This window comes from Caulobacter vibrioides (genome assembly GCF_002310375.3).
Classification (GTDB): Bacteria; Pseudomonadota; Alphaproteobacteria; order Caulobacterales; family Caulobacteraceae; genus Caulobacter; species Caulobacter vibrioides_D.
Genome location: NZ_CP023315.3, coordinates 2,998,510 through 3,021,306, shown reverse-complemented (window position 1 = coordinate 3,021,306; position 22,797 = coordinate 2,998,510). Strand labels below are relative to the sequence as shown.

General features: G+C 69.1%; 17 protein-coding genes and 1 pseudogene. 3 read left to right on the top strand and 15 right to left on the bottom strand.

What is annotated here, in order from left to right; translation table 11 throughout:
• The first annotated feature begins 138 nt into the window (after positions 1-138).
• Entirely contained in the window at positions 139-282 is a 144-nt protein-coding gene (locus CA606_RS14265; protein WP_181242598.1) for a hypothetical protein, read from the top strand.
• A 7-nt stretch (positions 283-289) separates the two neighbouring features.
• Here the strand turns inward: CA606_RS14265 and CA606_RS14260 are convergent, their stop codons facing one another.
• The 10 genes from CA606_RS14260 to CA606_RS14215 all read right to left on the bottom strand — a co-directional run bounded on the left by CA606_RS14260 (position 290) and on the right by CA606_RS14215 (position 12,666).
• Entirely contained in the window at positions 290-2,014 is a 1,725-nt protein-coding gene (locus CA606_RS14260) for a hypothetical protein (RefSeq protein WP_096050526.1), read from the bottom strand.
• Positions 2,011-4,185, bottom strand: coding sequence for a DUF4175 family protein (locus CA606_RS14255; protein ID WP_096050527.1), 2,175 nt, complete (start codon positions 4,183-4,185; stop codon positions 2,011-2,013). The genes CA606_RS14260 and CA606_RS14255 overlap by 4 nt, the downstream gene beginning before the upstream one ends.
• Positions 4,182-5,336, bottom strand: coding sequence for a BatA domain-containing protein (locus tag CA606_RS14250; protein ID WP_096050528.1), 1,155 nt, complete (start codon positions 5,334-5,336; stop codon positions 4,182-4,184). The genes CA606_RS14255 and CA606_RS14250 overlap by 4 nt, the downstream gene beginning before the upstream one ends.
• Positions 5,333-6,220, bottom strand: coding sequence for a DUF58 domain-containing protein (locus CA606_RS14245; RefSeq protein WP_096050529.1), 888 nt, complete (start codon positions 6,218-6,220; stop codon positions 5,333-5,335). The genes CA606_RS14250 and CA606_RS14245 overlap by 4 nt, the downstream gene beginning before the upstream one ends.
• An 8-nt stretch (positions 6,221-6,228) precedes the next feature.
• Positions 6,229-7,236, bottom strand: a complete 1,008-nt coding sequence (locus CA606_RS14240) for an AAA family ATPase (protein WP_181242597.1) — start codon at positions 7,234-7,236, stop codon at positions 6,229-6,231.
• 18 nt (positions 7,237-7,254) lie between these two features.
• On the bottom strand, positions 7,255-7,986 hold the full coding sequence (locus CA606_RS14235) for a DUF4159 domain-containing protein (protein WP_096050531.1): 732 nt from the start codon (positions 7,984-7,986) through the stop codon (positions 7,255-7,257).
• Between the two features lie 9 nt (positions 7,987-7,995).
• Positions 7,996-9,321, bottom strand: a complete 1,326-nt coding sequence (locus CA606_RS14230) for a TldD/PmbA family protein (protein WP_096050532.1) — start codon at positions 9,319-9,321, stop codon at positions 7,996-7,998.
• A gap of 21 nt (positions 9,322-9,342) precedes the next feature.
• The gene (locus tag CA606_RS14225) at positions 9,343-10,974 is read right to left on the bottom strand and encodes a TldD/PmbA family protein (protein WP_096050533.1); all 1,632 of its coding nucleotides are present in this window, start codon (positions 10,972-10,974) and stop codon (positions 9,343-9,345) included.
• Positions 10,975-11,367: 393 nt separating this feature from the next.
• Positions 11,368-11,922, bottom strand: a complete 555-nt coding sequence (locus CA606_RS14220; protein ID WP_096050534.1) for a hypothetical protein — start codon at positions 11,920-11,922, stop codon at positions 11,368-11,370.
• Positions 11,923-11,934: 12 nt separating this feature from the next.
• Positions 11,935-12,666, bottom strand: a complete 732-nt coding sequence (locus CA606_RS14215; protein WP_096050535.1) for a 2OG-Fe(II) oxygenase family protein — start codon at positions 12,664-12,666, stop codon at positions 11,935-11,937.
• A 585-nt stretch (positions 12,667-13,251) separates the two neighbouring features.
• Between CA606_RS14215 and CA606_RS14210 the strand changes: the two are divergent.
• Positions 13,252-16,184, top strand: a pseudogene (locus CA606_RS14210) (TonB-dependent receptor domain-containing protein).
• Between the two features lie 98 nt (positions 16,185-16,282).
• On the opposite strand, the gene CA606_RS14205 reads toward CA606_RS14210, so the two are convergent.
• Positions 16,283-17,776 carry a putative 2OG-Fe(II) oxygenase gene (locus tag CA606_RS14205; RefSeq protein ID WP_096050536.1) on the bottom strand — a complete coding sequence of 498 codons (1,494 nt, stop codon included), beginning with the start codon at positions 17,774-17,776 and terminating at the stop codon, positions 16,283-16,285.
• A 125-nt stretch (positions 17,777-17,901) separates the two neighbouring features.
• Between CA606_RS14205 and CA606_RS14200 the strand changes: the two genes are divergently transcribed.
• The gene (locus tag CA606_RS14200; protein WP_181242596.1) at positions 17,902-18,615 is read left to right on the top strand and encodes an HAD family hydrolase; all 714 of its coding nucleotides are present in this window, start codon (positions 17,902-17,904) and stop codon (positions 18,613-18,615) included.
• Positions 18,616-18,722: 107 nt separating this feature from the next.
• Here CA606_RS14200 and CA606_RS14195 read toward each other — a convergent pair whose 3' ends face one another.
• From CA606_RS14195 to manD, 4 genes are all read right to left on the bottom strand, one after another.
• Positions 18,723-19,817, bottom strand: coding sequence for an acyltransferase family protein (locus tag CA606_RS14195; protein ID WP_096050538.1), 1,095 nt, complete (start codon positions 19,815-19,817; stop codon positions 18,723-18,725).
• A 93-nt stretch (positions 19,818-19,910) separates the two neighbouring features.
• Positions 19,911-20,252, bottom strand: a complete 342-nt coding sequence (locus CA606_RS14190) for an endonuclease domain-containing protein (RefSeq protein ID WP_096050539.1) — start codon at positions 20,250-20,252, stop codon at positions 19,911-19,913.
• 131 nt (positions 20,253-20,383) lie between these two features.
• Positions 20,384-21,133: a FadR/GntR family transcriptional regulator gene (locus CA606_RS14185; RefSeq protein ID WP_096050540.1), complete on the bottom strand. Its 750-nt coding sequence runs from the start codon at positions 21,131-21,133 to the stop codon at positions 20,384-20,386.
• A gap of 127 nt (positions 21,134-21,260) precedes the next feature.
• On the bottom strand, positions 21,261-22,472 hold the full coding sequence (gene manD, locus CA606_RS14180) for a D-mannonate dehydratase ManD (protein ID WP_096053768.1): 1,212 nt from the start codon (positions 22,470-22,472) through the stop codon (positions 21,261-21,263).
• Positions 22,473-22,797: the final 325 nt, after the last annotated feature.

The following is a 22,797-nucleotide window of genomic DNA, read 5'->3' as shown; positions in this document are numbered from 1 at the left end:
TCGGACGCGCCGATTTTTTTGGATCTAGGGCGAGCTGGGAGCCGGCTTGCGGACAACGTGTCGCAATTGGTTAGGGCTTCCCGATTCACCTTCGTTAACACCTTCCAGGCAAGCTCCACCGTGCAAGGAGCATCGTCCATGACCCCCGCCGCCAACCCCTCTCAGGTCAAGGTTTCCGCGTCCGCTCGCTCGGCCCTTTCGGTCGGCGAGACCCTTCTGCACATGGTGCTTTCGGCGGCGATTCCGATCAGTGCGGTGATGTTCCTGGTGCTGACTCTTTAGGTCAGGATCACCGGCGCGGCGCGCGCCGCTCCAGCCACCACAGCCCTCCCAGCACGGCGAGCAAACCGGCGGCCCAAGGCCAGGGCGAGCCCGGCGCATGGCGCGCCGCGCGCGCCGGCCCGGCCGCCGCCGTCTCGACCAGCGCTTGCGTCGCCGCCCGTGCCTGCGCTTGCGCCAGCGAAGGCGCCGCGTCGGCGGGCTGGACGTACAGCGCGCTGCGGCGATCCCCGTCCACGACCGTGCGCCAGCCCGGGCTCACCGGCCAGTAGGCCGCGCACGCGCCCGGCGTGGCGCGCGGATCGACTAGCGGCCGCCGCGTCGCCCCGTCGGGCTCGACCACGGCAAGGCCTTCCCGCGCCCCGCACAGGGCGACCCTCTGACCCGCTCGCGCCAGCCCTTCGACCTGCACGCCCGCCGCCTCGCCGGGGCGGGCCACGGCCGAGAACAGCTCGCTCCACAGCTCGCCATGGCGATCGGCGCGGCCGGTCAGCACCAGGGCGTAGCTGTCGGCCACCGTCCATAGCGCGACGCGGCCCTGGCCCCGCGCGCGCCAGGCGGCCAACGGCTGGCCGTCCTTGGTCACGACCAGCGGCACGCCGCCCGAGGTGGTCGGCAGGATGTCATGCCGGTTGACGTCTGAGTTGGGCCCGTTCAGCCGCACGGGGCGCAGGCCGTCGGTCTCCAGGGTCGGCAGGCCAAGCCCCGCCCAGTCGCGGCGCACCGCCTCCGACAGCGGACCGCTGGGGCGCAGCAAAAGGCCCATGCCGCCGCGCACGGCGCCGTCGATGGCGGCGCGGGCATGACGATCGAGGCCTTCCCAGCGGCGATCGTCGATGACCATCAGGTCGACGGCTTCCAGCGTCGCGCGGGTCAGGGCCACCGGCGCGTCGCCCAGCTGCACGCCGCCGCCCAGCGACACCTCGAGGTTCAAAGCAAGGCCGGCGTCCTGGGCCCAGCGGCGCAGATACTTGGTCTCGGCGCTCGGCGCCCCGGCCAAAACGAGCAGGCGCGGACTGACCGGGGCGCGGGCCTCGACCGGGATCTCGACATGCTCGACCTGGCGGCCGGCGGCGTCGCGCAGGCGCAGGTCGAACAGCACCGGACCCGCCGCGCGGGCCGCGCCCGACAGGCCAAAGCGCGCGCCGGCCTTGATCTCGGCCTTGTCGACCACGGCCCCGGCCGGATCCAGCAGCTCGACCACACCCGCCTTCAGCGCGCCGATCTCGCCGCCCACGGTGAAGCGGGCGCCGGGCGCGACAGGAGCGGGCAGGGCCAGGGCGACCACGCCCTTGGGCGGCGCCGGCGGGGCGAAGGTGGCGGGACGGTCCAGCGGGATACGGTCGCGGGGCGAGAGGCCATGGCCCTCGATCCGCAGACGGCCGGGCTCGGGATAGAGCCGCAGGGCGGTGGCCAGGTCCGGCACCCGGATTGCGCCCGCCGCGCGGGTCGCTTCGGGCAGGGCCACGACGACGTCGCCGGAAGCGGGCAGGCGCGCCGATGCGCCCTCCGTCAGCACCACCAGCCGACCCGGCGCGGTCAGCACCTGGGGCGGGAACAGGGTCAGCCACAAGAGGGCGCCGGCGGCGATCTGCAAGCCGGCCAGGGCGACGAAGCGCCAGGTCGGCCCCTGCTCGGCGGGCGCGGCGGCGCGGCGGCGCAGGACAAGGCGCGTCAGGCTGGCGACCAGCGCGCCGACGATCACGGCCAGGGCCAGCAGCGAGGGACCGGTCATCGCAGGGCGTCCAGATAGAGGCGGCCGCGCGGGTCGACGGGCGCGCGGCGCTGCACGCTCGGCGTCGGGCGCTCCAGCGCGGTCCACAGCAAGGCGCGCAGCTTGCGTCGGCAGTCCTGGCACTGGGGCTCGTTGCGGACCGTGTCGATGGCGGCGCTGATCGACAGGGCGTCGGGCAGGCGGGCCGCATTGGCCCCGACCCAGCGGGTCAGGGCGTCGAGGTTCGGCGGGGCGGCGGCCGGACCCGTCTGGCCCAGCGCGCGCCAGGCGGCGACGGCCGGGCGCTCGGCGGGATCGCGGACCAGCGGCGCCAGACGGCCCGCGACGATGCCGTCGCGCTTGCCGCTCATCCGGCGCGACAGGTCGATCGGCGGCAGCTTGGGCGGGGTGCGGGCCAGATAGATCCGCGTCGCCTGCTGGGCGGTCTTCAGCAGAACAAGCGCCCGGTTGGCGTGCGGCAGGGCGGCCTGGACCTGGCCCTGGCGCAGGGCGCGCTCGGAGTCCCACATGGCGTCCAGCGCCTGGGCCAGGGTGGCGCGGGTGCTGGGCGAGAACAGGGTGGCCGCATCGCCGCTGTCATGGGCGTGGCCGAACTGAGCCAGCAGCTTGTCCATGTCGCCCAGCGGCGAGCCCTCTTCCGCCTCGCCGTGGTCGTGGCCGTCGCCCGGACCGTGGTCATGGTCGTGGTCGTCGTCGTGCGCCTCGGCCTTGGCGGCCGGGGCGGCGGGGCCGTCATTGGTGGGCAGATCAAGGGCGGGCGCGTCGCTGGTCGGCAGGGCCAGACCCACCCCGCCGCCGCCGCCCTCGGCCTCCTCGCCCATGAACTGGCCATAGCGCAGGCGCAGCTGTGCCTGGTCCTCGCCAAGGCCGTTGGCGCTGTCCATGAACTTGTCGGCCGAGATGCGGGCCTTGCGGGCCAGCAGGGCCTCGGCGTCGATGATGATCTGGCGCTGGCTGCGGAAATAGACCGGCAGGATCTTGCGGGCCATGCCCTCCAGGCCATCGACCGGGGGCGGGGCGGTGGGCCAGCGCAGGATGACGCTGGGGCCCTCGACCGTCTGCGGGGCGGGCTGGCGGTTGTCGCGCACGATCAGCTGGACGATCAGGTCGCCGCCACGCTCCAGGCCTTCGCGGCGCAGGTCCAGCGATAGCGGGAAGCGCTTGAGCCGCGCCTCGCCCTGGCCAACCAGCGTCTGGGTCCGCTCGGTGGTGGTGATGTTCTCGCCTTCGCCCTTGGTGACGGTGATCTTCAGGGTGGCGGTCGCGGCCACGCCATAGTCGTCGCGCGCCTCGAACACCGGGGTCCAGCGGGTCTGGCCGGGTTCGACGAAGGAGAGGGCGGTGGTCGGGGTGACGACGCGGACCACGGGCGCTGTGTCGGGGATCATCTCCAGCCGGTGCAGGCGCTGGCGGGGCAGGCCGGGGGCCTCGATCCGATAGAGGGCCGACCGCTCGAAGGCCCGCGCGCCGGTCCAGCGGCCGCCGTCGCGGCGTAAGGGAAGGGCGGTCTCGCCCGGCAGGGTCAGGGTGGCGGCGTCGGGATGGGGCAGGAAGCCCAGGCTCCAGGCGACCTGCGATCCGGCGGGGGCGCGAACATCGAGGCTGCTCTGCTCGAACGCTCGCTGGCCGGTATAGGTCGGCGGGGTGATCCGCAGGCGCGCGCCGGTCAGGTGCGGGGCGGCCAGCGGCGCGGGGGCGGCGGGGCCTTGGTGACTTCCGGGGCCGCCCGGCGCGGGCCACAGGGCGGCGGCGGCGATGACGACGGCGCTGACGGTGACCGAGGTTGCGATGGCGCGGCGGGACCAGGCCGGGCGCAGGTCGAGGGCGGCGGCCTCTTTCAGACGATCACGAAGCCGCGCCTGCTGCAGAGCGGCCAGGCCCGTCAGGCTTTCGGGCGGCGCGAAGAGGAGGTCGCTGCTGTCCTCCAGCCCCGGCGCCCGGGCGTCGAGGGCGGCGGTCAGCCAGGCGCGGTCGAAGCGCTGCGTGCGTTTCCAGGCGGTCCAGACGGTGACGCCCAGACCCGCCGCGCCGACGGTGAGGGTTCCTAGTGGTCCCGCAACCCGCCAGGCCGCCACGCCGCCGGCCAGCACGGCGGGGGCGCCGATCGCCAGGGTGTCGAGCACCCCGCGCAGGCGGGCGGCGCGGGGCAGGTGGGCGAGGGCGGCGATCATGCGAGCACCGCGCGTTTGCGGCGCGTGGCCAGCCAGCGCTCGGCGGCGAACAGCGCCGCGATCAGCACCGCCAGCCACGGGCGCAGGTCGATCGGATGCGGATTCAAGGCCAGCGCCGGGCCCGCCGCGCCGACCATCGGCGCATAGTCCTGCGCGGCGACGCGGGCCGGGGCGGGCGGCGGGTCCAGCAGGGTCCACAGGCGGTCGGGGAAGTCGGGCTCGACCAGGGCCGGAAGCGCCTTGGGCTCCAGCGGGCGGGTCAGATGCAGGACGCGGCCCTGGCCAAAGCGACCCTCGACCACGAGCGGCTCAGCCAGCGTGTCGCGCCAGACGACGGTCTTGCGCCCCTCGACGGGCGAGGGCGCGTCGTGGGCCAGCAGCACGACGCCGCCGCGCTCGATCCAGGCCAAGGCGCCATCCGACAGCGGGGCGCCCGACAGCCAGATCAGGGTCTTGGCCTTAGCGGGCGGGGGCTGGTCGACGGGCGCGGCGTCGAAGGCGGGGGCTTGGTCAGGCCCGGCATAGGCGCCCGCCGCCGCGCGGAAATACTGGACCGCCTCGGCCCGCTCAGCAGCGTAGCGGACCACCAGGCTCGGCGGCGTTCGCTCGGGCTTGGGGCCACGCGTCGCGGCGGCCGGGGCGGTTTGCCAGACGACCTTGCGCGACAGAACCAGCCGCGCGCTGTCGGCGTCGAAGGTCTGCGGCACGACCAGGGTCAGCGGGGTTGGCGCCGGGGTCTCGGCGTCGAGCTGGCGGATCAGGCTGGCGAGGTCGGCGGTGGCCGGCGGCGCGGCGCGGTCGGCGCTGGGGAAGTCCGGGGCCAGCCAGACGCGGCGCTCGCCCCGCTCCGCAAGCTGGGCGGCGTCGATCCCCGGGGCGATGGCGACCACGGGACGCTCATCGCCGCTCGGCCGCAGCACAGGGCGCGCCAGGGCGAGCGCGATCGCCACGATCAGCGCGAGCCGCACCGCCAGCAGCAGGCGCTCGTCCAACTGCAGGCGCTGGACGGGCTTGGGGTTGGGGTTCAGCCAGCGCAGGGCGGCAAAATCGATGGTCTTGGTCTCGGTGCGGCGGGCGATGTGGATCGCCAGCGGAACCGCGACGGCCAGCAGGGCGGCGAGCGCGGCGGGCAGCAGCAGGGCGGGGATCATCGGACCGCCGCCGCGCGGGCCAGGGCCTGGATCGGCGCGTCGGGATCCTGGTCGGCGAAGTGCTCGGCGAACCGCACGCCCCGGCCTTCCAGCCGCGCGCGCAGGGCCGCGCGGGCCTCGCCAAAGCGCTTGAGGAAGTCGGCGCGCAGGGAGCGCCCGTCACCCGCCAGCTCGGCCCGGTTTTCCGGGTCGCGGAAGCGCAGCGAGCTGTCGAACGGAAAGTCGCGCTCGTCGCCGGTCAGCAACTGGACGAACGACACGTCGCGGCCCGAAGCGGCCAGGCGCTCGGCGGCGGCGACGCAGGCCTCGTCGAAGCCGTCGGTGATGAAGACGACGAGATCGCCGGGGGCGATGCGCTCGCCCAGAGTCTTGAGGTCACGGTCCCAGTGCGGCGCGCCGCCGGGCTTGAGCGGGCTGATTTCCAGGCGGATGCGGTCGCGCTGGCGCTTGTCGCCCGACGGGGCCAGCACCAGCGGTCCCTTGTCCTGGGCGACGACGAGGCCGAAGCGGTCGCCTTGCAGCAGGGCGATCTCGATCAGGGCGGCGGTCAGGCGGCGGGCGGCGTCGAAGCGAGTCCAGGTCGGGCGGGCCAGATCGGCCTGGGCCATCGAGGCGCTGGCGTCCAGCACGATCCAGATCGCCACCGGGCTGTCGCGCTCGGCGTCGCGGACGAAGAACTTGTCGGACCGCGAATAGAGCTTCCAGTCGATGCGCCGCAGGTCGTCGCCGCGCTCATAGGCCCGGTACTGGGCGAACTCCATGGCCCCGCCGCGATTGCGGCTGGCGTGGGCGCCGTCGCCGACCAGCACCGCAGCCGCGCGCGGCGCCAGCGACAGGCGTCGCAGGCGGGTGCGCAGGTCCGGAGGCAGGTCGAACGGCGACATGCGCTGGATCAGTCGCGGGCGGGGGCGGGCAGGGCGGCCAGCAGGGCGGCGACCACGTCGTCGGTCGTCTTGCGCTCGGCCTCGGCGGCGAAGGACAGGAGGATGCGGTGGCGCAGCACCGGCGCGGCCAGGGCGACGACGTCCTCGCGGGTGGCGGCCAGGCGTCCGTGCAGCAGGGCGCGGGCCTTGGCGGCCAGCACCAGGGCCTGGCCGGCGCGCGGCCCAGCGCCCCAGCGGACATAGTCCTGGATGGCGCTCGGCGCGTCGGGGCCGGGGCGGGTGGCGCGGATCAGGCTGGTGATCCAGGTCAGGAGCCCGTCGCTGACATGGGCCTGGCGCACCCATTTCTGCAGCTCGACGATGTCGGCGCCGTTCATCACAGCCGAGGGCGCCTGGATCGCGCCGCCGGTGGTCAAGGCCAGGATCGCCCGCTCTTCCTCGGCGGTCGGATAGCCGACGCGGATGTTGAGCAGGAAGCGGTCCAGCTGGGCCTCGGGCAGGGGATAGGTGCCGGCCTGCTCCAGCGGGTTCTGGGTGGCCAGCACGAAGAACGGCTCGGAGAGGGCGTGGGTCACGCCCGCATAGCTGACCTGGTGCTCCTGCATGGCTTCCAGCAGCGCGGCCTGGGTCTTGGGCGGGGTGCGGTTCAGCTCGTCGGCCAGGAACAGGTTGGTGAACACCGGCCCCTGCTGGAAGCGGAAGTGGCGGTGGCCCGTGCCGTGGTCCTCCTCCAGCACCTCGGTGCCCAGGATGTCGCTGGGCATCAGGTCGGGGGTGAACTGCACGCGGCGGAAGTCCAGCGACAGGGCCTGGCCCAGGGTGCGGACCAGCAGGGTCTTGCCCAGGCCCGGCACGCCTTCGATCAGGCAGTGACCGCCGGCCAGGAGGCCGATCAGCAGCTGCTCGACCACCTCGTCCTGGCCGACGATGGCCTGGCCGATGGCGGCGCGCAGTTCCGACAAACGCTGAAGCTTGCCCGCGATCTCGGCTTCGGTGGGGGTCTTGGTCATAAGCAATCCGAACAGAAGGGGGCGTTAGGCGGTGAGCGCGTAGAGCACGATGTTGACCGCGAACTTGGTGTTGTCATCGGCCAGGAAGCGCTTGTTGCGCCAGTCGTAATCCCACTCGCAGCCGTAATCCTTGTTGCTGTAGAGCACCCCGAGGCGCCCGCCGATCTCGATGCCCTTCAGATAGTCGTGGATGAGATCGTCGCCCCAGCCGTTCAGCTCGAAGCTGGTGGCGGGCGGCCCGTCGAACTTGAAGAAGTTACGGTAGATCAGGTGGTCGTTGGGCAGCTTCTTCAGGGCCTCGGCCCCGAACAGCTTGGCCATCTGGCGCTCGAACGACTTGGCGAACAGACCGTCGATGTCGTGGTTGCAGTCGTCGACGAAGACAAAGCCGCCGTTGCGGACATAGGTCTTGAAGTTCTCGGCCTCGGCGGGGCTGAACTCGACCAGCTTGTGGCCGGCCAGATAGCAGAACGGGGCGGTCAGCATGGCCGGATCCGACAGGCGCACGACGCGCTCCTCGGGATCGACCCGCAGGGTGGTGTAGTCGACCAGCGAGGTCAGGATATTGGCCGGCATGCGCTGGTCGACGTCCCAGTCGCCGCTGTCATAGCGCAGGCGCGTGAACCAGAAATCATAGGCCGGAGCGGCCTTGAGAGCCGCTTGGGAGACCGATGGGAGGCTGGCCAGCCAACCTCCCATCGCACCGCCCGCCAGCAGACGCAGACACTCCGAACGGGTTACGCGACTACTGGGCATGGGTGTGTGTCAGACGGCGTCCGACAGCGAGGTGAAGGTGAAGTCCCGCACCCGCATCGGCGGGATCATCATCGGCATGCCTTCGCCGACCCGCACGGGGCGGCCCAGCTCGTCGATGTTGTTCAGCATGATCACCGGCGACTCGTTGAAGCGGAAGTTCTTCAGCGGGTACTTCAGCTGGCCGTTCTCGATGTAGAACGTGCCGTCGCGGGTCAGGCCCGTCAGCAGCACGGTCTGCGGATCGACCATGCGGATGTACCAGGTGCGGGTCACCAGGATGCCGCGCTCGGTCTCGCGCACCAGGTCGGCGGTCGACTTGGTGCCGCCCGACATGATGATGTTGCCCGGACGGCCGACCACCTTCTTGCCCTGCTTCTGCGCCCAGTAGGGGGAGTAGTTCAGGTTGGCGATCTTGCCGTTCTCGACCATGGCCATCTTCTCGCGGGCGCGGCCCGAACCGTCCCAGGGCAGGACGGCGAGCTCGGGGTGCCACGGGTCGGAGATGAAGGTCACGCGCGGGTCATAGACCTGCTCGCCCAGCTTGTTGCCGCCGCCCTTCTTGGACAGGAAGCTGCGGCCTTCGTCCGCCGAGCGGGCGTCGAAGAAGTTGAACATGAACGAGATCAGGCCCGAGGCGGCGGCCGGCTCGAGGATCACCGTGTACTTGCCCGGCTCCAGGGCCTGGGCCTCGGCCGAGGCGCTGGCCTTGCGCATGGCGATCTCGATGTCGCTGGCCGGCTTGAAGCTGGAGGAGTCCTGCAGGCTGCGCGCCACCCAGCCCGAGCCGCGACCATCGGCCGTGCGCACGGTGCAGGTGTAGTCCATGTCGGTCGAGCGTTGATAGCCGAACGCGCCCTTGCTGTTGGCGAAGGCCACGAAGCTCTGCTCGTCGTTCAGGAACCCGGCCGCGATCAGGTTCTTGGCGCGGCAGGGCGCGATCGAGGCCATGGCGATCTCGGCGCGCTGCTCGGGCGTGATGGCCGCGGTGGCCGCGCTGAAGGTCGAGCTGGGCTTGTAGACCTGCTTTTCGACCGCCGGCACGAACTCGGGGTTCTCCGGCGCCAGGCGCGCCAGCTCCTCGGCGCGCTTGACCGCACGGGCCAGGGACGCGTCGGAGAAGTCGTTGGTCGACGACGTGCCCACGCGGCGCCCGAAGGCCACCGAGACGCCCAGGTTGGTGTCGCTGACCACGCCGCTGGTCGAGACGTTGTTCAGCGCAAAGCGGATGTTGCCTTCGATCGAACCCGTCAGCTGAGCGGTGCATTCGTCCGCCGTCGAGAGCTTGAGGACCTTGTCGAGGATCGTCTTGGCCTCGGCTTCCGTCATGATACCCATGATGTGTCTCCCTCGATCCGCTTAACCGAGCGAGCGCGCGGTATTGATGACGTTGATGCCGTCGAACCGGGTGGTCGACGAACCGTGGCTGACGGCCGAAACCTGGCTGGGCTGGCCCTTGCCGTCGAAGAACGAGCCGAACAGGCGGTAGTCCCGTTCGTCGCAGATCGCCGAGCAGGCGTTCCAGAACTCGGGCGTGCGCATCTGATAGGCGACGTCCTCCAGCGGCTGGGTGATCTTGCCGTCCTTGATCTCGTAGAACAGCGTGCCGCCGAACTGGGCGTTGTAGCGCTGCTGGTCGATCGAGAACGAGCCGCGACCCAGGATGTAGATGCCGTTCTCGACGTTGCCGATCATGTCGGCCAGGCTGAGCGGCTTCTTGCCCGGCTCCAGCGAGACGTTGGGCATGCGCTGGAACTGCACGGTCGACCAGGAGTCGGCGTACGAGCAGCCGTCGCTCTCGGTCTTGCCCAGGATGTGGGCCTGGTCGCGCGTGGCCTGATAGTCGACCAGCTTGCCGTTCTGGATCAGCGGCCAGCTCTTGGTCTTGATGCCTTCGTCGTCAAACCCGACGGCGCCCAGGCTGCCCGGCTGCACCTTGTCGGCGACGACGTTGACGATCTCATTGCCGTACTGGAAGCGCTGTTCGCGCTTATCCAGGGTGGCGAAGCTGGTGCCGGCGTAGTTGGCCTCGTAGCCCAGCACGCGGTCGAGCTCGAGCGGGTGGCCGATCGACTCGTGGATGGTCAGGCCCAGGTGGTTGGGGTCCAGCACCAGGTCGTAGCGGCCCGGCTTCACCGACTTGGCGGTCAGCTTCTCGCGCGCCTGGACGGCGGCGGCCTGGGCGTCCTCGACCATGTCGTAGGACTTGTTGTAGCTGATGATGCCGTTGGGCGAGAGGACCTTATCCTCAGCCTTGGGATCCAGGTACTCATAGCCCATGCCCATCGGGGCCGAGAGGCCCTCGCGCGAGCGGAACTTGCCGGTGGCCTTGTCGATCGCGGTGACCGTGAACGGCGCCCAGACGCGGTGGATGTCCTGGTCGATGAACGAGCCGTCGCTGCTGGCGAAGTACTTCTGCTCGTTGATCAGGAACAGGCTGGAATTGACGAAGTTGGCGCCGGCCTTCAGGGCCGCGCCGTTGACCCGCATCAAGAGGTCGACCTTCTCCTGCAGCGACACTTCCATGCCGTTGCGACGGATGGGCGTGGCCCACTTGACCTCGCCGACGCCCTTGGTCGGGGCCAGCTGGACCGGCGCGGTCTGGCTCTTGGCGTTGGCCTTGGCGATGGCGACGGCCAGGCGGGCGGTCTGGGCCACCGACTCCGGCGACATGTTGTTGGTGGCGGCGAAGCCCCAGGCCCCGCCGGCGATGACGCGCACGCCCACGCCGCTGGACTCGGTGTTGGTCACGCCCTGGACGTTGGCTTCGCGCGTCTGGATAAACTGGCGCAGATAGCGGCCGACGCGGACGTCGCAATAGGTGGCCCCGGCGGCCTTGGCCGCGGTCAGGGCCGCGTCGGCGAGCCGCTTCTTGACCGCCACGTCCATGGTTTCCACCAGCTGCTCGGCGGCGATCGCCTGGCCAAAGCCCGGTAGAAGCACGCCGCCGGCGCCGATGCCGCAGGCCGCGAGGAACTGTCGTCTATCCAAGGTCTCTCCTCCCCAGTGGCCCCCGATCCGGGGCACGGTATCGCCTGTTCCGGATCGGCCGGAATCTCACGCGAGCGAAGTTCTGACGCAGACCTGTGTCCGAGGTCAAATATTTCTCAAATGTAATGTTTCGGCGCGCTCCGTTTGCACGCCTGTAGCATTTCGCTGGCGATACGGCCGCAAACGTGCCTTCCGCGAGGAAAAGGGTTCGTGGCCCCGAGCCGAGGTCTGAATTTCCTGGGCTTCTGTCCTCGCGTCCCGGCGGGGGGCGGTTACGATCGTGACAAAATCGGCGCGGCGAGCAGCAGAACAGCCGCCGCACGATCGGCGACGGCTCAAATCAAAGGCGCCCCGCGCCGCTTCACGGGGCAGGTGACGCCCCGGGGCGCGGCCTCAGCGCGCCGCGCCGGCCTCGCTGCGGCGCACCCGGATCGCGGGCTGGGCGCCGACCTTCATTCGATAGCTGCCCATGGCGGCCTTGCGGATCTCGACGCTGGTCCCGGCCTTGGGCGGCTTGCCCAGAACCTCGCCGTCGATCTGCCGCCAGACCGCGCCATCCTCGAGCGTCACGACGAGGCGGCCCTCGGCGTCGGTGCGGGCGGCCTTGACGACGGCTTGCAACGCCTCGGTCTCGGCCTTGTCGGCGCCGCGATCCAGGATCGACAGCGTCGGCAGGTCCAGGCCGAACGCCTGGCGGCGGGCGGCGCGGGCCGACTGCTTGTCGATGATGATGACCTCGCCCGTCTCCTGGGCCTTGGTCACCGACTGGGCGGCCTTGTCGTAGCAGGCCAGGCGCTCGCCGTCGGGCTTGATCGCGCTGCAGGCCTTGAGCGTCTTGATCACGTCGGGTTCGGGCGCGGTCTGGGCGGCGGCGACGCCGGCCGTCAGGGCCCAAGTGGCGGCCAGGGCGGCGGCGAGGGCGGGGCGAAGCATGGCGGAGATCCTCATCAGGCGGCGTCCCTAACCGTTGTCTTTGTCGCCCAGCAGCCAGCCGGTCAGGGACAGGCGCTTGGCTTCGGCGTAGCTGGCGACCTGGGCCACCGAGTGGGGCGTGGGCACCTTGAACAGGGTCAGGACGTTGAACCCCGGTGCGAAGCCGCGCGTCACGTCGCCCTCGGCGTTGTGGAACAATAGCTGGCCGCCCCAGTCGGGACGCCAGCGCCGCGTGAAGCCCAGGGTGAAGGCCGCCAGGCGGTGATCCTTGCGGTGGCTGTCGTCGTGCAGCGTCAGAAAGTCGCCGGGGCGATAATACGAGGCCTGGACGCGCACGCCCGCCACCTGCGGCGCGCCGATCACCTGGCCGCCGAAATCCAGGAACGCGCGGCTCTCCAGGAACTCGGTCGCCCGGTGGACCGGGGTCTGCGGCGCGCGCAGATACTCGTCCTGCAGCGCGTAGGACATATGGACGAACGAGAAGCCCTTGGCGGCGCGCTTCAGGGCGCCCTGCAGGAACTGGCGCACCTGGGCTTCGCCGAATTTCTTGATCACCTCGGGGGTGATGACCAGGGTTTCGGAGGTCTCGTCAGGGGCGACGATGTTCCAGGTTAGCGGCTCCAGCAGGGCGGCGACCGCCTCGGCGTCCTGCGGCGCCAGGAAGACGGGAATCTGCACATAGCCGTCCCGCGCGAACCGCTCGGCGAAGGCGTCGATCGGCAGGTCGGCGTTGATTCTCAGGGGCGGGTGCTGGGGCATGCGAACTCGGGCAGACGGCGGCGCGGCGGCAAGACTCTGCCGATTATCTATTCAAGCGTTGCTTCTTTGATCGGCGCAACAGCTGGAGCGCGTCAGCGCGTCCGATAAGCTTCTTTTCGCCGGCCGCACGCTCGTCTTCAGTGAAAAAGGTAAATGCTGATGAAGGGTAGCGCTACCGTTGGTCGCTGAGCAGTGGTCGTCAAGCAGATCTTGTCATTCACGTGACGGTCCATGACGTTTCGGAGGCGAAATTTTGGCGATTTTCATTATCCGTCATCGGGCGAATTTGTGCTGAATTCACGCAGTTAACTGAGCCGACGTTCTGTAATATTTCATATTTGTATTCGTATCGCCGATCTCCATTTTGGGTTTTATCGTTATCTTTCATCGACTTACGTCTAGGTTGTGCGCGAGTGTGTCGCATTTGAGACACTGGCGACGATTTATTGCGCGAACGAAGCGAGCCGCGATTGACCCCCGCCCGCGACTACAGCCTTCCTGCCCCCAATGCCCTGTTCGCTAAGAACCGGGGGGTGCGTCCGTCCTCGTTCGGGCGAGGCGACGTCAAGTTTTTGGAGGTGGAATTTGTTGGGTTTTGTTAGCCGTCGAAAGAGCCTGTTGGCCTCTTCCATCCTGTGCGGCGTCATGCTGCCGGCCGCCGCGGCTTGGGCGCAACAGGCTGAAGAGCCGGCTCAGGTCGAAGAAATCGTCGTCACCGGTTCGCGCATCGCGCGCGCCGACCTGACGTCTTCCAGCCCGATCGCCCAAGTCGGCGATAAGGAGCTGAAGCAGTCGGGCGTGGTGAACACCGAAAACCTGCTGAACACCCTGCCGCAGGCCGTTCCGGGCATCACCTCGACCGTCAACAACGGCAGCAACGGCACCGCCACGGTCAACCTGCGCGGCCTCGGCTCGAACCGCACCCTGGTTCTCGTGGACGGCAAGCGCCAGACCCCGACCACGTCGACCGGCACCGTCGACCTGAACCTGATCCCGCCGGCCCTGATCAAGCGCATCGACGTCGTGTCGGGCGGCGGCTCGGCCGTTTACGGTTCGGACGCCGTTTCGGGCGTCGTCAACTTCATCCTGAAGAACGACTTCGAAGGCCTGGAGTTCTCGGCCGGCTATTCGGAAACCGACAAGGGCGAAGCGCCGATCTATTCGGCCGACCTGACGATGGGCGCCAGCTTCGCCGATCGTAAGGGCAATGTCGTCCTGAGCCTCGGCTACAACAAGCGCGAAGCCCTGACCCAAGGCCAGCGCGGCGGCATGCTGAGCACCGCCTGGGGCGACAACGCCACCCGCACCGGCTTTGTCCCGTCGGGTTCGGGCTCGATGGAGCCGGGCCGCGTCGACCCGTTCGTCGCCAGTCGCTTCGTCACCCTGCCGGGAGTCGCCAACAACGCCGCCAACTCGGCCTACTTCCTGCCGAACGGTGACGTTCGCCTCTACAACTCGGCCACCGACACCTACAACTTTGCGCCGGTCAACTACGTCCAGACCCCGCAAGAGCGTTTCTCGGTCACCTCGCTGGCCAACTACGAAATCAAGCCGGGCCTGACCGCCTACGCCAAGGGTAACTTCGTCAGCTCGAAGGTCGTGACCCAGCTGGCCCCGACCCCGGTCGGCAGCCGCGTGTTCCGCTTCTCGCTGGACAACAACCCGTTCCTGACCGCGGCCGCCAAGACCGCTCTGAACAGCCTGGGTTCGTCGACCTCCTACGTCATCCCGGCTTCGAGCTCGTGGACGGCCGGCACCTTCACCGACGTCGACACCGACGGCGATGGCCTGTTCGACACCGTCACCGGCGTGTTCAACAAGCGCCTCAGCGACGTTGGTCCGCGCGTGTCGTCGTTCAACTTCACCGGCTTCCAGATGCAACTGGGCCTGAAGGGCGACATCGAAGCCATCAACGGCGGCTTCGACATCTACTACCAGTACGGCACACCCACGGCAGCAACTCGCTGCTGGGCGACACCAGCCTGGCCCGCATCCAGCAAGGCCTGCTGCTGAACGCCGCCGGCACCGCCTGCGCCGACCCGTCGGGCGGCTGCGTCCCGGTCAACATCTTCGGCCAAGGCACGATGTCGGCCGCTGCGGCGCGCTTCATCAGCACCCGCATCAACTCGTCGCAAGACTATGAGCAGCAGTACGGCGGCTTCACGATCAACGGTGACACCGAGAAGATGTTCTCGCTGCCCGCCGGCCCGATCGGCTTCGCCGTCGGCTTCGAGTATCGCGCCGAAGACTTCGCCTTCAACCCCAGCCAGGATCTGGCCGTCGGCAACCTGACGGGCTTCAACGCCAGCCCGCCGGTCGCCGGCCGCTTCGACGTGTACGAAGGCTATGCCGAAGTGCTCGTCCCGCTGCTGAAGGACCTGCCGCTGATCAAGTCGCTGGACCTGGAACTGGCCGGTCGTACGTCTGACTACACCGGTCAGTCGAAGGCCGTTCAGACCTACAAGGTCGCCGGTTCGTGGAAGGTCTATGACGACCTGATGGTCCGCGCCTCGTACAACAAGGCCAGCCGCGCTCCGTCGGTGGGTGAACTGTTCTCGCCGCAGAGCAACGGCTTCCCGACCGCCACCGACCCCTGCTCGTCGCGTGGCGCGCCGACCGCGGCGATCCGTCAGGCCTGTATCAACTCGGGCGTCGCGGCTGCCGTCGTTGGCCAGATCAACGCCAACCAGCAGACCCAGACCCTGTCGGGCGGTAACCCGAACCTGCGTCCGGAAGAGGGCAAGACCTTCACGGCCGGCTTCGCTTACACCCCGTCGTGGCTGCCGGGCTTCTCGATCACCGCCGACTACTTCGACATCGAAGTGACCGACGCCATCGCCTCGTTCGGCGGCAGCGCCGCGAACGTGATGAACGTCTGCTACGGCTCGGTCGTGAACGGCAACCCGGCCTCGCCGTACTGCCAGGCCATCAACCGTCTGGCCAACGGCTCGATCGACTACATCTCGCTGACGAACCAAAACGTCGCGAAGTGGGCGACCTCGGGCATCGACATCGGCGTCGCCTACCGCACCAACCTGGAAAACCTGGGTCTGCCGGATTGGGGTTCGCTGTCGTTCCGCTCGCTGTACACCAACACCTGGGAGTTCACGATCACGCCGGACGACATCTCGGCGCCGATCAAGTGCGCCGACAAGTTCGGTTCGCGTTGCTCGGGTAACGGCGTCAACCCGCTGCCGCGCCACAAGCTGCGTTCGACCATCAACTGGACCATGAACCAGTTCGGCGTGAACGTCGTTTGGAGCCACCTGGACGACATGCGTGACGACAACCCGACCAGCACGTTCACCGTCGAGCGTATCGGCGCCAAGAACTACTGGGATCTGTCGGCCGACTGGAACGTCAACGACAACCTCGCCTTCACGGGCGGCGTGCGTAACCTGACCCAAGAAGCCTATCCGATCCTCGGCGGCAACGCCTCGCCGTCGAACAGCGGTTATCCCGCCACGTTCGACGTGCTGGGCCGCGTGTTCTTCCTGAACGCCCGCCTGCGCTACTAATCGGCCAATCCCCGCCGCTTCGGCGGCGGGGAAACCCGGTTTCGAAGGCCCGCCTCAAGCGATTGAGGCGGGTTTTCTTTTGGGTGTTGCAAAGCGCCTCAGCGCGGAACGACGTCGAAGGCGATGGTCAGGCGGTGGTCGGCGTCGGTGAACGGCTGGGTGCCGTGCCACAGGCACGAGGGGAACAGGGCCAGGGTCCCGCGTTCGGGCTTGATGAAGTGCTCGGCCTCCAAGGCCGGCTGCGTCAGGCATCCGGGACGGCCAAAGCGCAGCCAGCCGGCGCGGGTGGTCTCATCATCGAACCGGCCGGGCAAGTCCAGATAGAAGGCCGACGAGATCCAGCCGCGCGGATGCACGTGGTCGGCGTGGAAACCCTCGGACCGCAGCCGCACCGACCAGCCGCCGGCAAAGGCGAAGTCCGCCGCGCGCCGACGCCGGATCGGATCCTCGCCCGCGCCCAGCGCCGCGATATAGCGGGCCACAGCCTTGCGCGCGCAGGCGAAGAAGGCCTGCACCAGCGGATCGCGCGAGCGGTCCAGCGACGGCACCTGACTGCCGCCGCGCAGCGACTGGTTCAGCGGGTGGGTCTTCAGGTCGTGCAGGTCCAGCATCCGATCGCGCAGGGCGTCGAGGAAGGCGTCCAGGCTGTCCCAGCCGTCCGGCGTGTCCAGCTGATCGGTGCGCACCAGGGCGGCGTAGTCACGGAAAAGATCGCCGCGCGCATCGCCGGTGATCCGCCAGGCGGTGTTGCGCAGCACCAGCGCGTACTGATCGTCGGGCGCGGCCGCGACCAGGGTCTCGGCCACCTGCGCGGCGGCGTCGGCCTGGCCCTCGGCGAGCAGGGCCTCGCACAAGACGGTCTGGCTCTCCGGCGCGCCCGGCGCCAGGCGAACGGCCTCGCGGGCATGGGCCAGCATCCGGGCGCGGTCGCCCACGGCGCCGGCCGCGCGGGCTGCGGCGATGCGGGCCGCCAGATCGCCCGGCGCGCGGGCCAGCGCGTCCTCCAGCGTGGCGTCGGCCTCCGCGTGGTCGCCGGCGAAGGTCAGGACATTGCTGCGGATCGTGCGCAGGGTGACGTCGGCGGGATGCCGGGCGATGGCCGCATCCAGCGGGGCCAGCGCCGCCTCGCTGTTGCCCGACCGCATCCAGCGCAGCTGGGCCAGGTTCAGGTGGACGGCGGCGTCGTTGGGCCGCGCGGCCAGGGCGCGGGCGAACGTCGCCTCGGCCTCGTCATAGCGGTGCAGTCCCTGCAGCGCCTTGCCCAGAACGAGCCGCACCTCGGGGACATCGAGGCCCAGGGCGATGGTCTTGCGCGCCGCGCCCTCGGCCTCGTCGTCGAGGGAGAGATCACCCAGGGTGGCGGCCAGATTGTACCAGGAAAAGCGGTCGCCGGGGGCGCGGGCCACGGCGCGGCGGTTGAACGCCAGGGCCTCGTCGGGCCGGCCCACCGCCTTCAGCGCCGCCGCGTGGGCCATCAACAGGCCGGCCGAGGCCTGGGGCAGGGCGGCGGGACCCGTGGTCAGGCGCAGGGCGTCGGCGGCCCGCCCGTTGTCGATGAGCGTCCAGGCCTGGTTGGTGACGAGATCGGTCATGGCGCGCGGTTGTTTGCTCCCCCTCCAGTCTTTGGCGCTCTCGGCCGGAGACCACAACCGCCAAGGCGCGCGGGCGGCCAAATTCCCCAAGGACCGTCTGGCGAACCCCTGCTATGCCTGCCGCCATGAGCACGATCACGACCGTCGGCGTCGACGCCGACGACACCCTGTGGCACTGCGAGAGCCTGTTCCGCCTGTCCCACGCCCGTTTCCTCGAGCTGCTGTCCGAACACGGCGACCCCGAGAAGATCGAGGCCCAGCTGCTGGCCGTCGAGAAGCGCAACCTGCGGGTCTATGGCTACGGCGCCAAGGGCTTCACCCTGTCGATGATCGAGACCGCTCTGGAGGTCACCGACGGCGCGGTCGACACCCGGGTGATCCGCGAGATCCTGGCCGTGGGCCGCGAGATGCTGACCGAGCCGATCGAGCCGCTGCCGGGCGTCGAGAAGGCCCTGGCCACGCTGTCGGACCGCTACCGCCTGATCCTGATCACCAAGGGTGATTTGCTGCACCAGGAGCAGAAGCTGGCCTCGTCGGGCCTGGGCGACTACTTCGTCGCGGTCGAGATCGTGTCGGAGAAGGACGCCGGCACCTATCGCCGGGTGTTCGACCGTTACGGCACGGGCGCGGAGCAGGCAGTGATGGCCGGCAACTCGATGCGGTCCGACATCCTGCCCGCCCTGGACGCCGGCTGCTGGGGGGCCTTGATCCCGTACCCGCTGGTCTGGTCCCACGAGGCGGCGGACGCCCCGGTCGGGCATCCGCGCTATGTAGAGTTGGGGAGCATCAGCGAGCTGCCGGCTTGGGTGGAGGGCGTATCGAAATCCCTCTCTCTTTGAGAGAGGGAGGGGCCCGCCGCGCAGCGGTGGGAGGATGAGTGGTTACGACGGCGACCGCTCTGCCGGCACGCCGTCGAACCTCGTAACCTCTCACCCCAACCCTCTCTCTAAGAGAGAGGGAGCTTCTTTTCCTTCCCCACCTTCGCCAGCCAGTCCCGCGCCGGGCGTTCGAAGAACACCAGCGACAGATAGGCGATCGGGAACAGGGCCACGACCCAGAACAGCACCCACAGGCGCATCAGGTCGCCGTTGAGGTTCCACATCCCAAGCCCCACCCAGGCCAGGCCCATCTTCAGGGCGATGGGGTGCAGGAGGTACAGGCTGAACGACAGTTGCGCCCAGGGCGCCAGGCGCTGGCTGACCCCGCCGTGCGCGCCCTTGGCGTCGGCCGCCACGCCTAAGAGGCCCACGGCGTAGACGACGAACAGCAGGATGGTGCGCTCCACGCCGGCCCACGACATGACCAGATAGCCGCCCAGCAGCAGCCACATCAGAAGGTTCGGGCGCGGGATCTTGGCCAGCCGGTCGCGCAGCTGGAAGGCGGCCATGCCGATCAGGAAACCGGGGATCGCCCGCAGCACCCCATAGTCCCAGGTCCACTGGTGGAAGGGCCGGTCGCCATGCGGCGTCTGCAGCATGATGGCGACCGAGGCGAGAGCCACGGCCAGGGTGACCCAGGGCCCGCGCGCGGTCAGCAGGAAGATCAGCGGCAGCGCCAGGTACATCCCCATCTCGGCGCTGATCGCCCAGCTGGCGAAGTTCCAGGTCTGGGAATGGCAGACGCCCCAGGCGTGGACGAAGACGATGTTGGGCACGATGCAGGCCACGTCATAGCGGCGCGGGTCGCGGTCCTGGATCCAGCCGGCCACGCCGGCCGCGGCTACGGCGATGAACACCAGCATCGTCGCCCAGTGCAGCGGCCCAAGCCTGGCCACCCGCTTCTGGATGAAGTCGCGATAGGCCGCAAAGCTGGTCAGGCGACCGGTATAGATCGCCGCCATCACATAGCCGGAGATGAAGAAGAACAGGTCGACGATCAGGCTGAACGTCTTGATCGTATCGTCCGCCCACTGCCACTGGCCATCCAGGTTGATGAACCGGTTGAAGTGAAACACCACGATCATCACCGCTCCGACAATCCGGAGGGCGTCGAGATGCAGCATCTGGTCGGAATCAGGAGTCAGGGGCGGGAGCTTTGGCATGGCGGAGTGGTGGCATGGGAGAAAGCGCCCAACAACACCCTCTCTCTTCGAGAGAGGGAGGGGCCCGCCGCGAAGCGGTGGGAGGGTGAGTGGTCAAGCCCTCCCCATCCGCAACACCCTCAGGATTTCGTCCGCCGTGCCGCCGGGATCGGCCAAGACCTGCTCGTTGCGGAACCGCAGGACGAGATAGCCACAAAGCTCCAGGATCCGGGCGCGCTCGGCGTCGTGCTCCTCGCGCCCCACGTGAACAGGTCCGTCGAGCTCGATGATGACCTTTGCGGATTGGCAGACGAAGTCGACGATGAAGCGGTCGATGACCGCTTGGCGAATGAACTTGAAGCCGCCGACACGGCGGTTACGGACCAGAGCCCACAGCGTCTTCTCTGCGAAAGTTTGGCGCTGGCGGAGTTGGCGGGCGATCGCGGTGCGGTTCACCAGGCGAGAATGCGTTCACCCTTCACTGGGCTCAACAATAGGAAACAGGATTTCTCGTCGCTGGCTTGACCACTCACCCTCCCATCGCTGCGCGATGGGCCCCTCCCTCTCTCGAAGAGAGAGGGTTTTCTTTAGATCGCCACTCGCTTCGCCATGGCGCTGCGGCGGGCGTTGGTTTCCTGTTGGGCGCGTTGGACGGCTTCGGTCTCGGTGGCGTGCAGCAGGTGGTCGATGACGCGTTCCAGGTGGTCGCGCATGGCCTGGCGGGCGGCGGCGGGGTCGCGGGCCTTGAGGGCGTCGACGACGCGGCGATGCTCGGCGATGCGCGGCTCCAGGCCCATGCCGCGGGCGCGGGTCAGGATGTTGCGGGCCAGCGGTGAGCGGTTGCGCCAGTCCCACAGGTTCTCGATCGTGGCGATGATCGCGCCGTTGCCGGTGGCCCGCGCGATGGTCAGGTGGAACTCGCGGTCGGCGTCCTCGCCCCGGATTTCCTCCTCCTCGTGCATGCGGGTCAGCAGGCCCTCCAGCGCCGCGATCTGCTCGTCGGTGATCGAGGTGGCGGCCAGGGCGGCGGCCTCGCCCTCGAACAGGCGGCGGGCCTCGATCAGCTCGAAGGCGCCGATCTCGAAGTCGATCTCGGCCGACGGCGCCGCAGGGCGGACATTGCCGGTGACATAGATGCCCAGGCCGTGGCGGGCCTCGATCATGCCCAGCATTTCCAGCGCGATCATGGCTTCCCGCAGGGTGGGGCGCGACACCCCGAACTGCTCGGCCAGCTCCCGCTCGGTCGGCAGGCGATCGCCCAGCCTGTACCGGCCGGCCTCGATGTCGTCGGCCACGGAGTCAGCGATCTTGCGGTAGAGCTTGACGTTGTCAGACATGGCGATCGGGCTTGAGCAGGCGCGGAAGACGCCCGGCGGACGCCGGGAAGGAGCGAATCCCTACCACGCCGAACCGCGCCGAAGAGCCACCTTTTTCGCGCATATCGTCGCGGAGGTCAGACCTCGCTCACCAGTCGTGCATCGAGCCGTCCAGGCGGCGCGCGATCGGCAGGTAGGCGCGTTGATAGGGGTACTTGGCGGCCAGGTCCTCGTCGATATCAACGCCCAGACCCGGCGCGTCGCCCGGGTGCAGCATGCCGTCCTTGAAGGTGTAGGCGTGCGGGAACACCGCATCGGTCTCGGGCGTGTGGCGCATATATTCCTGGACGCCGAAATTGGGGATCGACAGGTCAAAGTGCAGGGCCGCGCCCATGCAGACCGGCGACAGATCCGTGGCCCCGTGGCAGCCGGTGCGCACATGGTGCAAATCAGCGAAGCTGGCCAGCTTCTTGAGGTGGGTGATGCCGCCGGCGTGAACGACCGTGGCGCGGATGTAGTCGATCAGCTGTTCCTCGATCAGCTGTTTGCAGTCCCAGATCGAGTTGAAGATCTCGCCCACGGCCAGCGGGGTGGTGGTGTGCTGGCGGATCAGGCGGAAGCTCGCCTGGTTCTCGGCCGGGGTGGCGTCCTCCATCCAGAACAGGCGGTAGGGCTCCAGATCCTTGCCCAGGCGCGCGGCCTCGATCGGGGTCAGGCGATGGTGGACGTCGTGCAGCAGGTGCAGATCATCGCCCAGCCGTGCGCGCGCGGCTTCGAACAGGGCGGGGGTGCTGCGCAGATAGCGCTCGGTCGACCAGATCGTCTCCTTGGGCAGGTCGCTGTCGGCCGGCTCGTAGAACATCTTGTCCTTGGAGACGCCGTAGGTGCCGCTCATGCCCGGCACGCCGGTCTGCAGGCGAATGGCCTTGTAGCCCTGCTCGGCGTAGTGGGCGGCGTTGTCGAGGGTCTCGTCGATCGTCTCGCCATTGGCGTGGCCATAGACCATCACGCCGGTGCGGCACGCGCCGCCCAGCAGTTGATAGACCGGCAGGCCGGCGATCTTGCCCTTGATGTCCCACAGGGCGGTGTCGACAGCGGCGATGGCGGCCATGGTCACCGGGCCCCGGCGCCAATAGGCTCCCTTGTACAGGTACTGCCAGATGTCCTCGATCTGGTGGGCGTCGCGGCCGATCAGGCAGGGGATGACGTGCTGGGTCAGATAGGCCTCGACCGCCAGCTCGCGGCCGTTCAGCGTGGCGTCGCCCAGGCCATAGACGCCCTCGTCGGTCATGATCTTCAGGGTGACGAAGTTGCGCCCTGGGCAGGTGACGATGGTCTTGGCGGCGATGATCTTGGGCATGGTGACGCTTCGGCTGGCCGCGAGGGCGTGAAGGGGCGGGCCGAAAGCGCGGGACGCCACGCGCGCGCCAAGCACGCCAGCCGTCCAAAACTTCCTCCCTGACTTATCGATGTACCGGTACCATAAAGGTTGTCAACCTAGTGGTCTGACCTCTAAGACTGTGAGCCTCGACCTCTGGCGCGCGCTTTCGGGTGGCGTTGCTCTGGGTTCGGAAGTTCAAAAAAGCCGATCTTCCCGGCGAACGCCGGGATCCAGATCATAAGGCTGTGCTCGCGCCGGACTTGCTCGGCCGAGCTTTGCGATCTGGGCCCCGGCGTTCGCCGGG

Bases quoted from the DNA above. Each gene is read 5' to 3' on its own strand.
- CA606_RS14235 (WP_096050531.1), bottom strand. From the start codon at position 7,986: ATGCCCAGTAGTCGCGTAACCCGTTCGGAGTGTCTGCGTCTGCTGGCG.
- CA606_RS14265 (WP_181242598.1), top strand. From the start codon at position 139: ATGACCCCCGCCGCCAACCCCTCTCAGGTCAAGGTTTCCGCGTCCGCT.
- CA606_RS14245 (WP_096050529.1), bottom strand. From the start codon at position 6,220: ATGTCGCCGTTCGACCTGCCTCCGGACCTGCGCACCCGCCTGCGACGC.
- CA606_RS14200 (WP_181242596.1), top strand. From the start codon at position 17,902: ATGAGCACGATCACGACCGTCGGCGTCGACGCCGACGACACCCTGTGG.
- CA606_RS14230 (WP_096050532.1), bottom strand. From the start codon at position 9,321: ATGGGTATCATGACGGAAGCCGAGGCCAAGACGATCCTCGACAAGGTC.
- CA606_RS14205 (WP_096050536.1), bottom strand. From the start codon at position 17,776: ATGACCGATCTCGTCACCAACCAGGCCTGGACGCTCATCGACAACGGG.
- manD (WP_096053768.1), bottom strand. From the start codon at position 22,472: ATGCCCAAGATCATCGCCGCCAAGACCATCGTCACCTGCCCAGGGCGC.
- CA606_RS14250 (WP_096050528.1), bottom strand. From the start codon at position 5,336: ATGATCCCCGCCCTGCTGCTGCCCGCCGCGCTCGCCGCCCTGCTGGCC.
- CA606_RS14185 (WP_096050540.1), bottom strand. From the start codon at position 21,133: ATGTCTGACAACGTCAAGCTCTACCGCAAGATCGCTGACTCCGTGGCC.
- CA606_RS14255 (WP_096050527.1), bottom strand. From the start codon at position 4,185: ATGATCGCCGCCCTCGCCCACCTGCCCCGCGCCGCCCGCCTGCGCGGG.
- CA606_RS14220 (WP_096050534.1), bottom strand. From the start codon at position 11,922: ATGAGGATCTCCGCCATGCTTCGCCCCGCCCTCGCCGCCGCCCTGGCC.
- CA606_RS14260 (WP_096050526.1), bottom strand. From the start codon at position 2,014: ATGACCGGTCCCTCGCTGCTGGCCCTGGCCGTGATCGTCGGCGCGCTG.
- CA606_RS14215 (WP_096050535.1), bottom strand. From the start codon at position 12,666: ATGCCCCAGCACCCGCCCCTGAGAATCAACGCCGACCTGCCGATCGAC.
- CA606_RS14195 (WP_096050538.1), bottom strand. From the start codon at position 19,817: ATGCCAAAGCTCCCGCCCCTGACTCCTGATTCCGACCAGATGCTGCAT.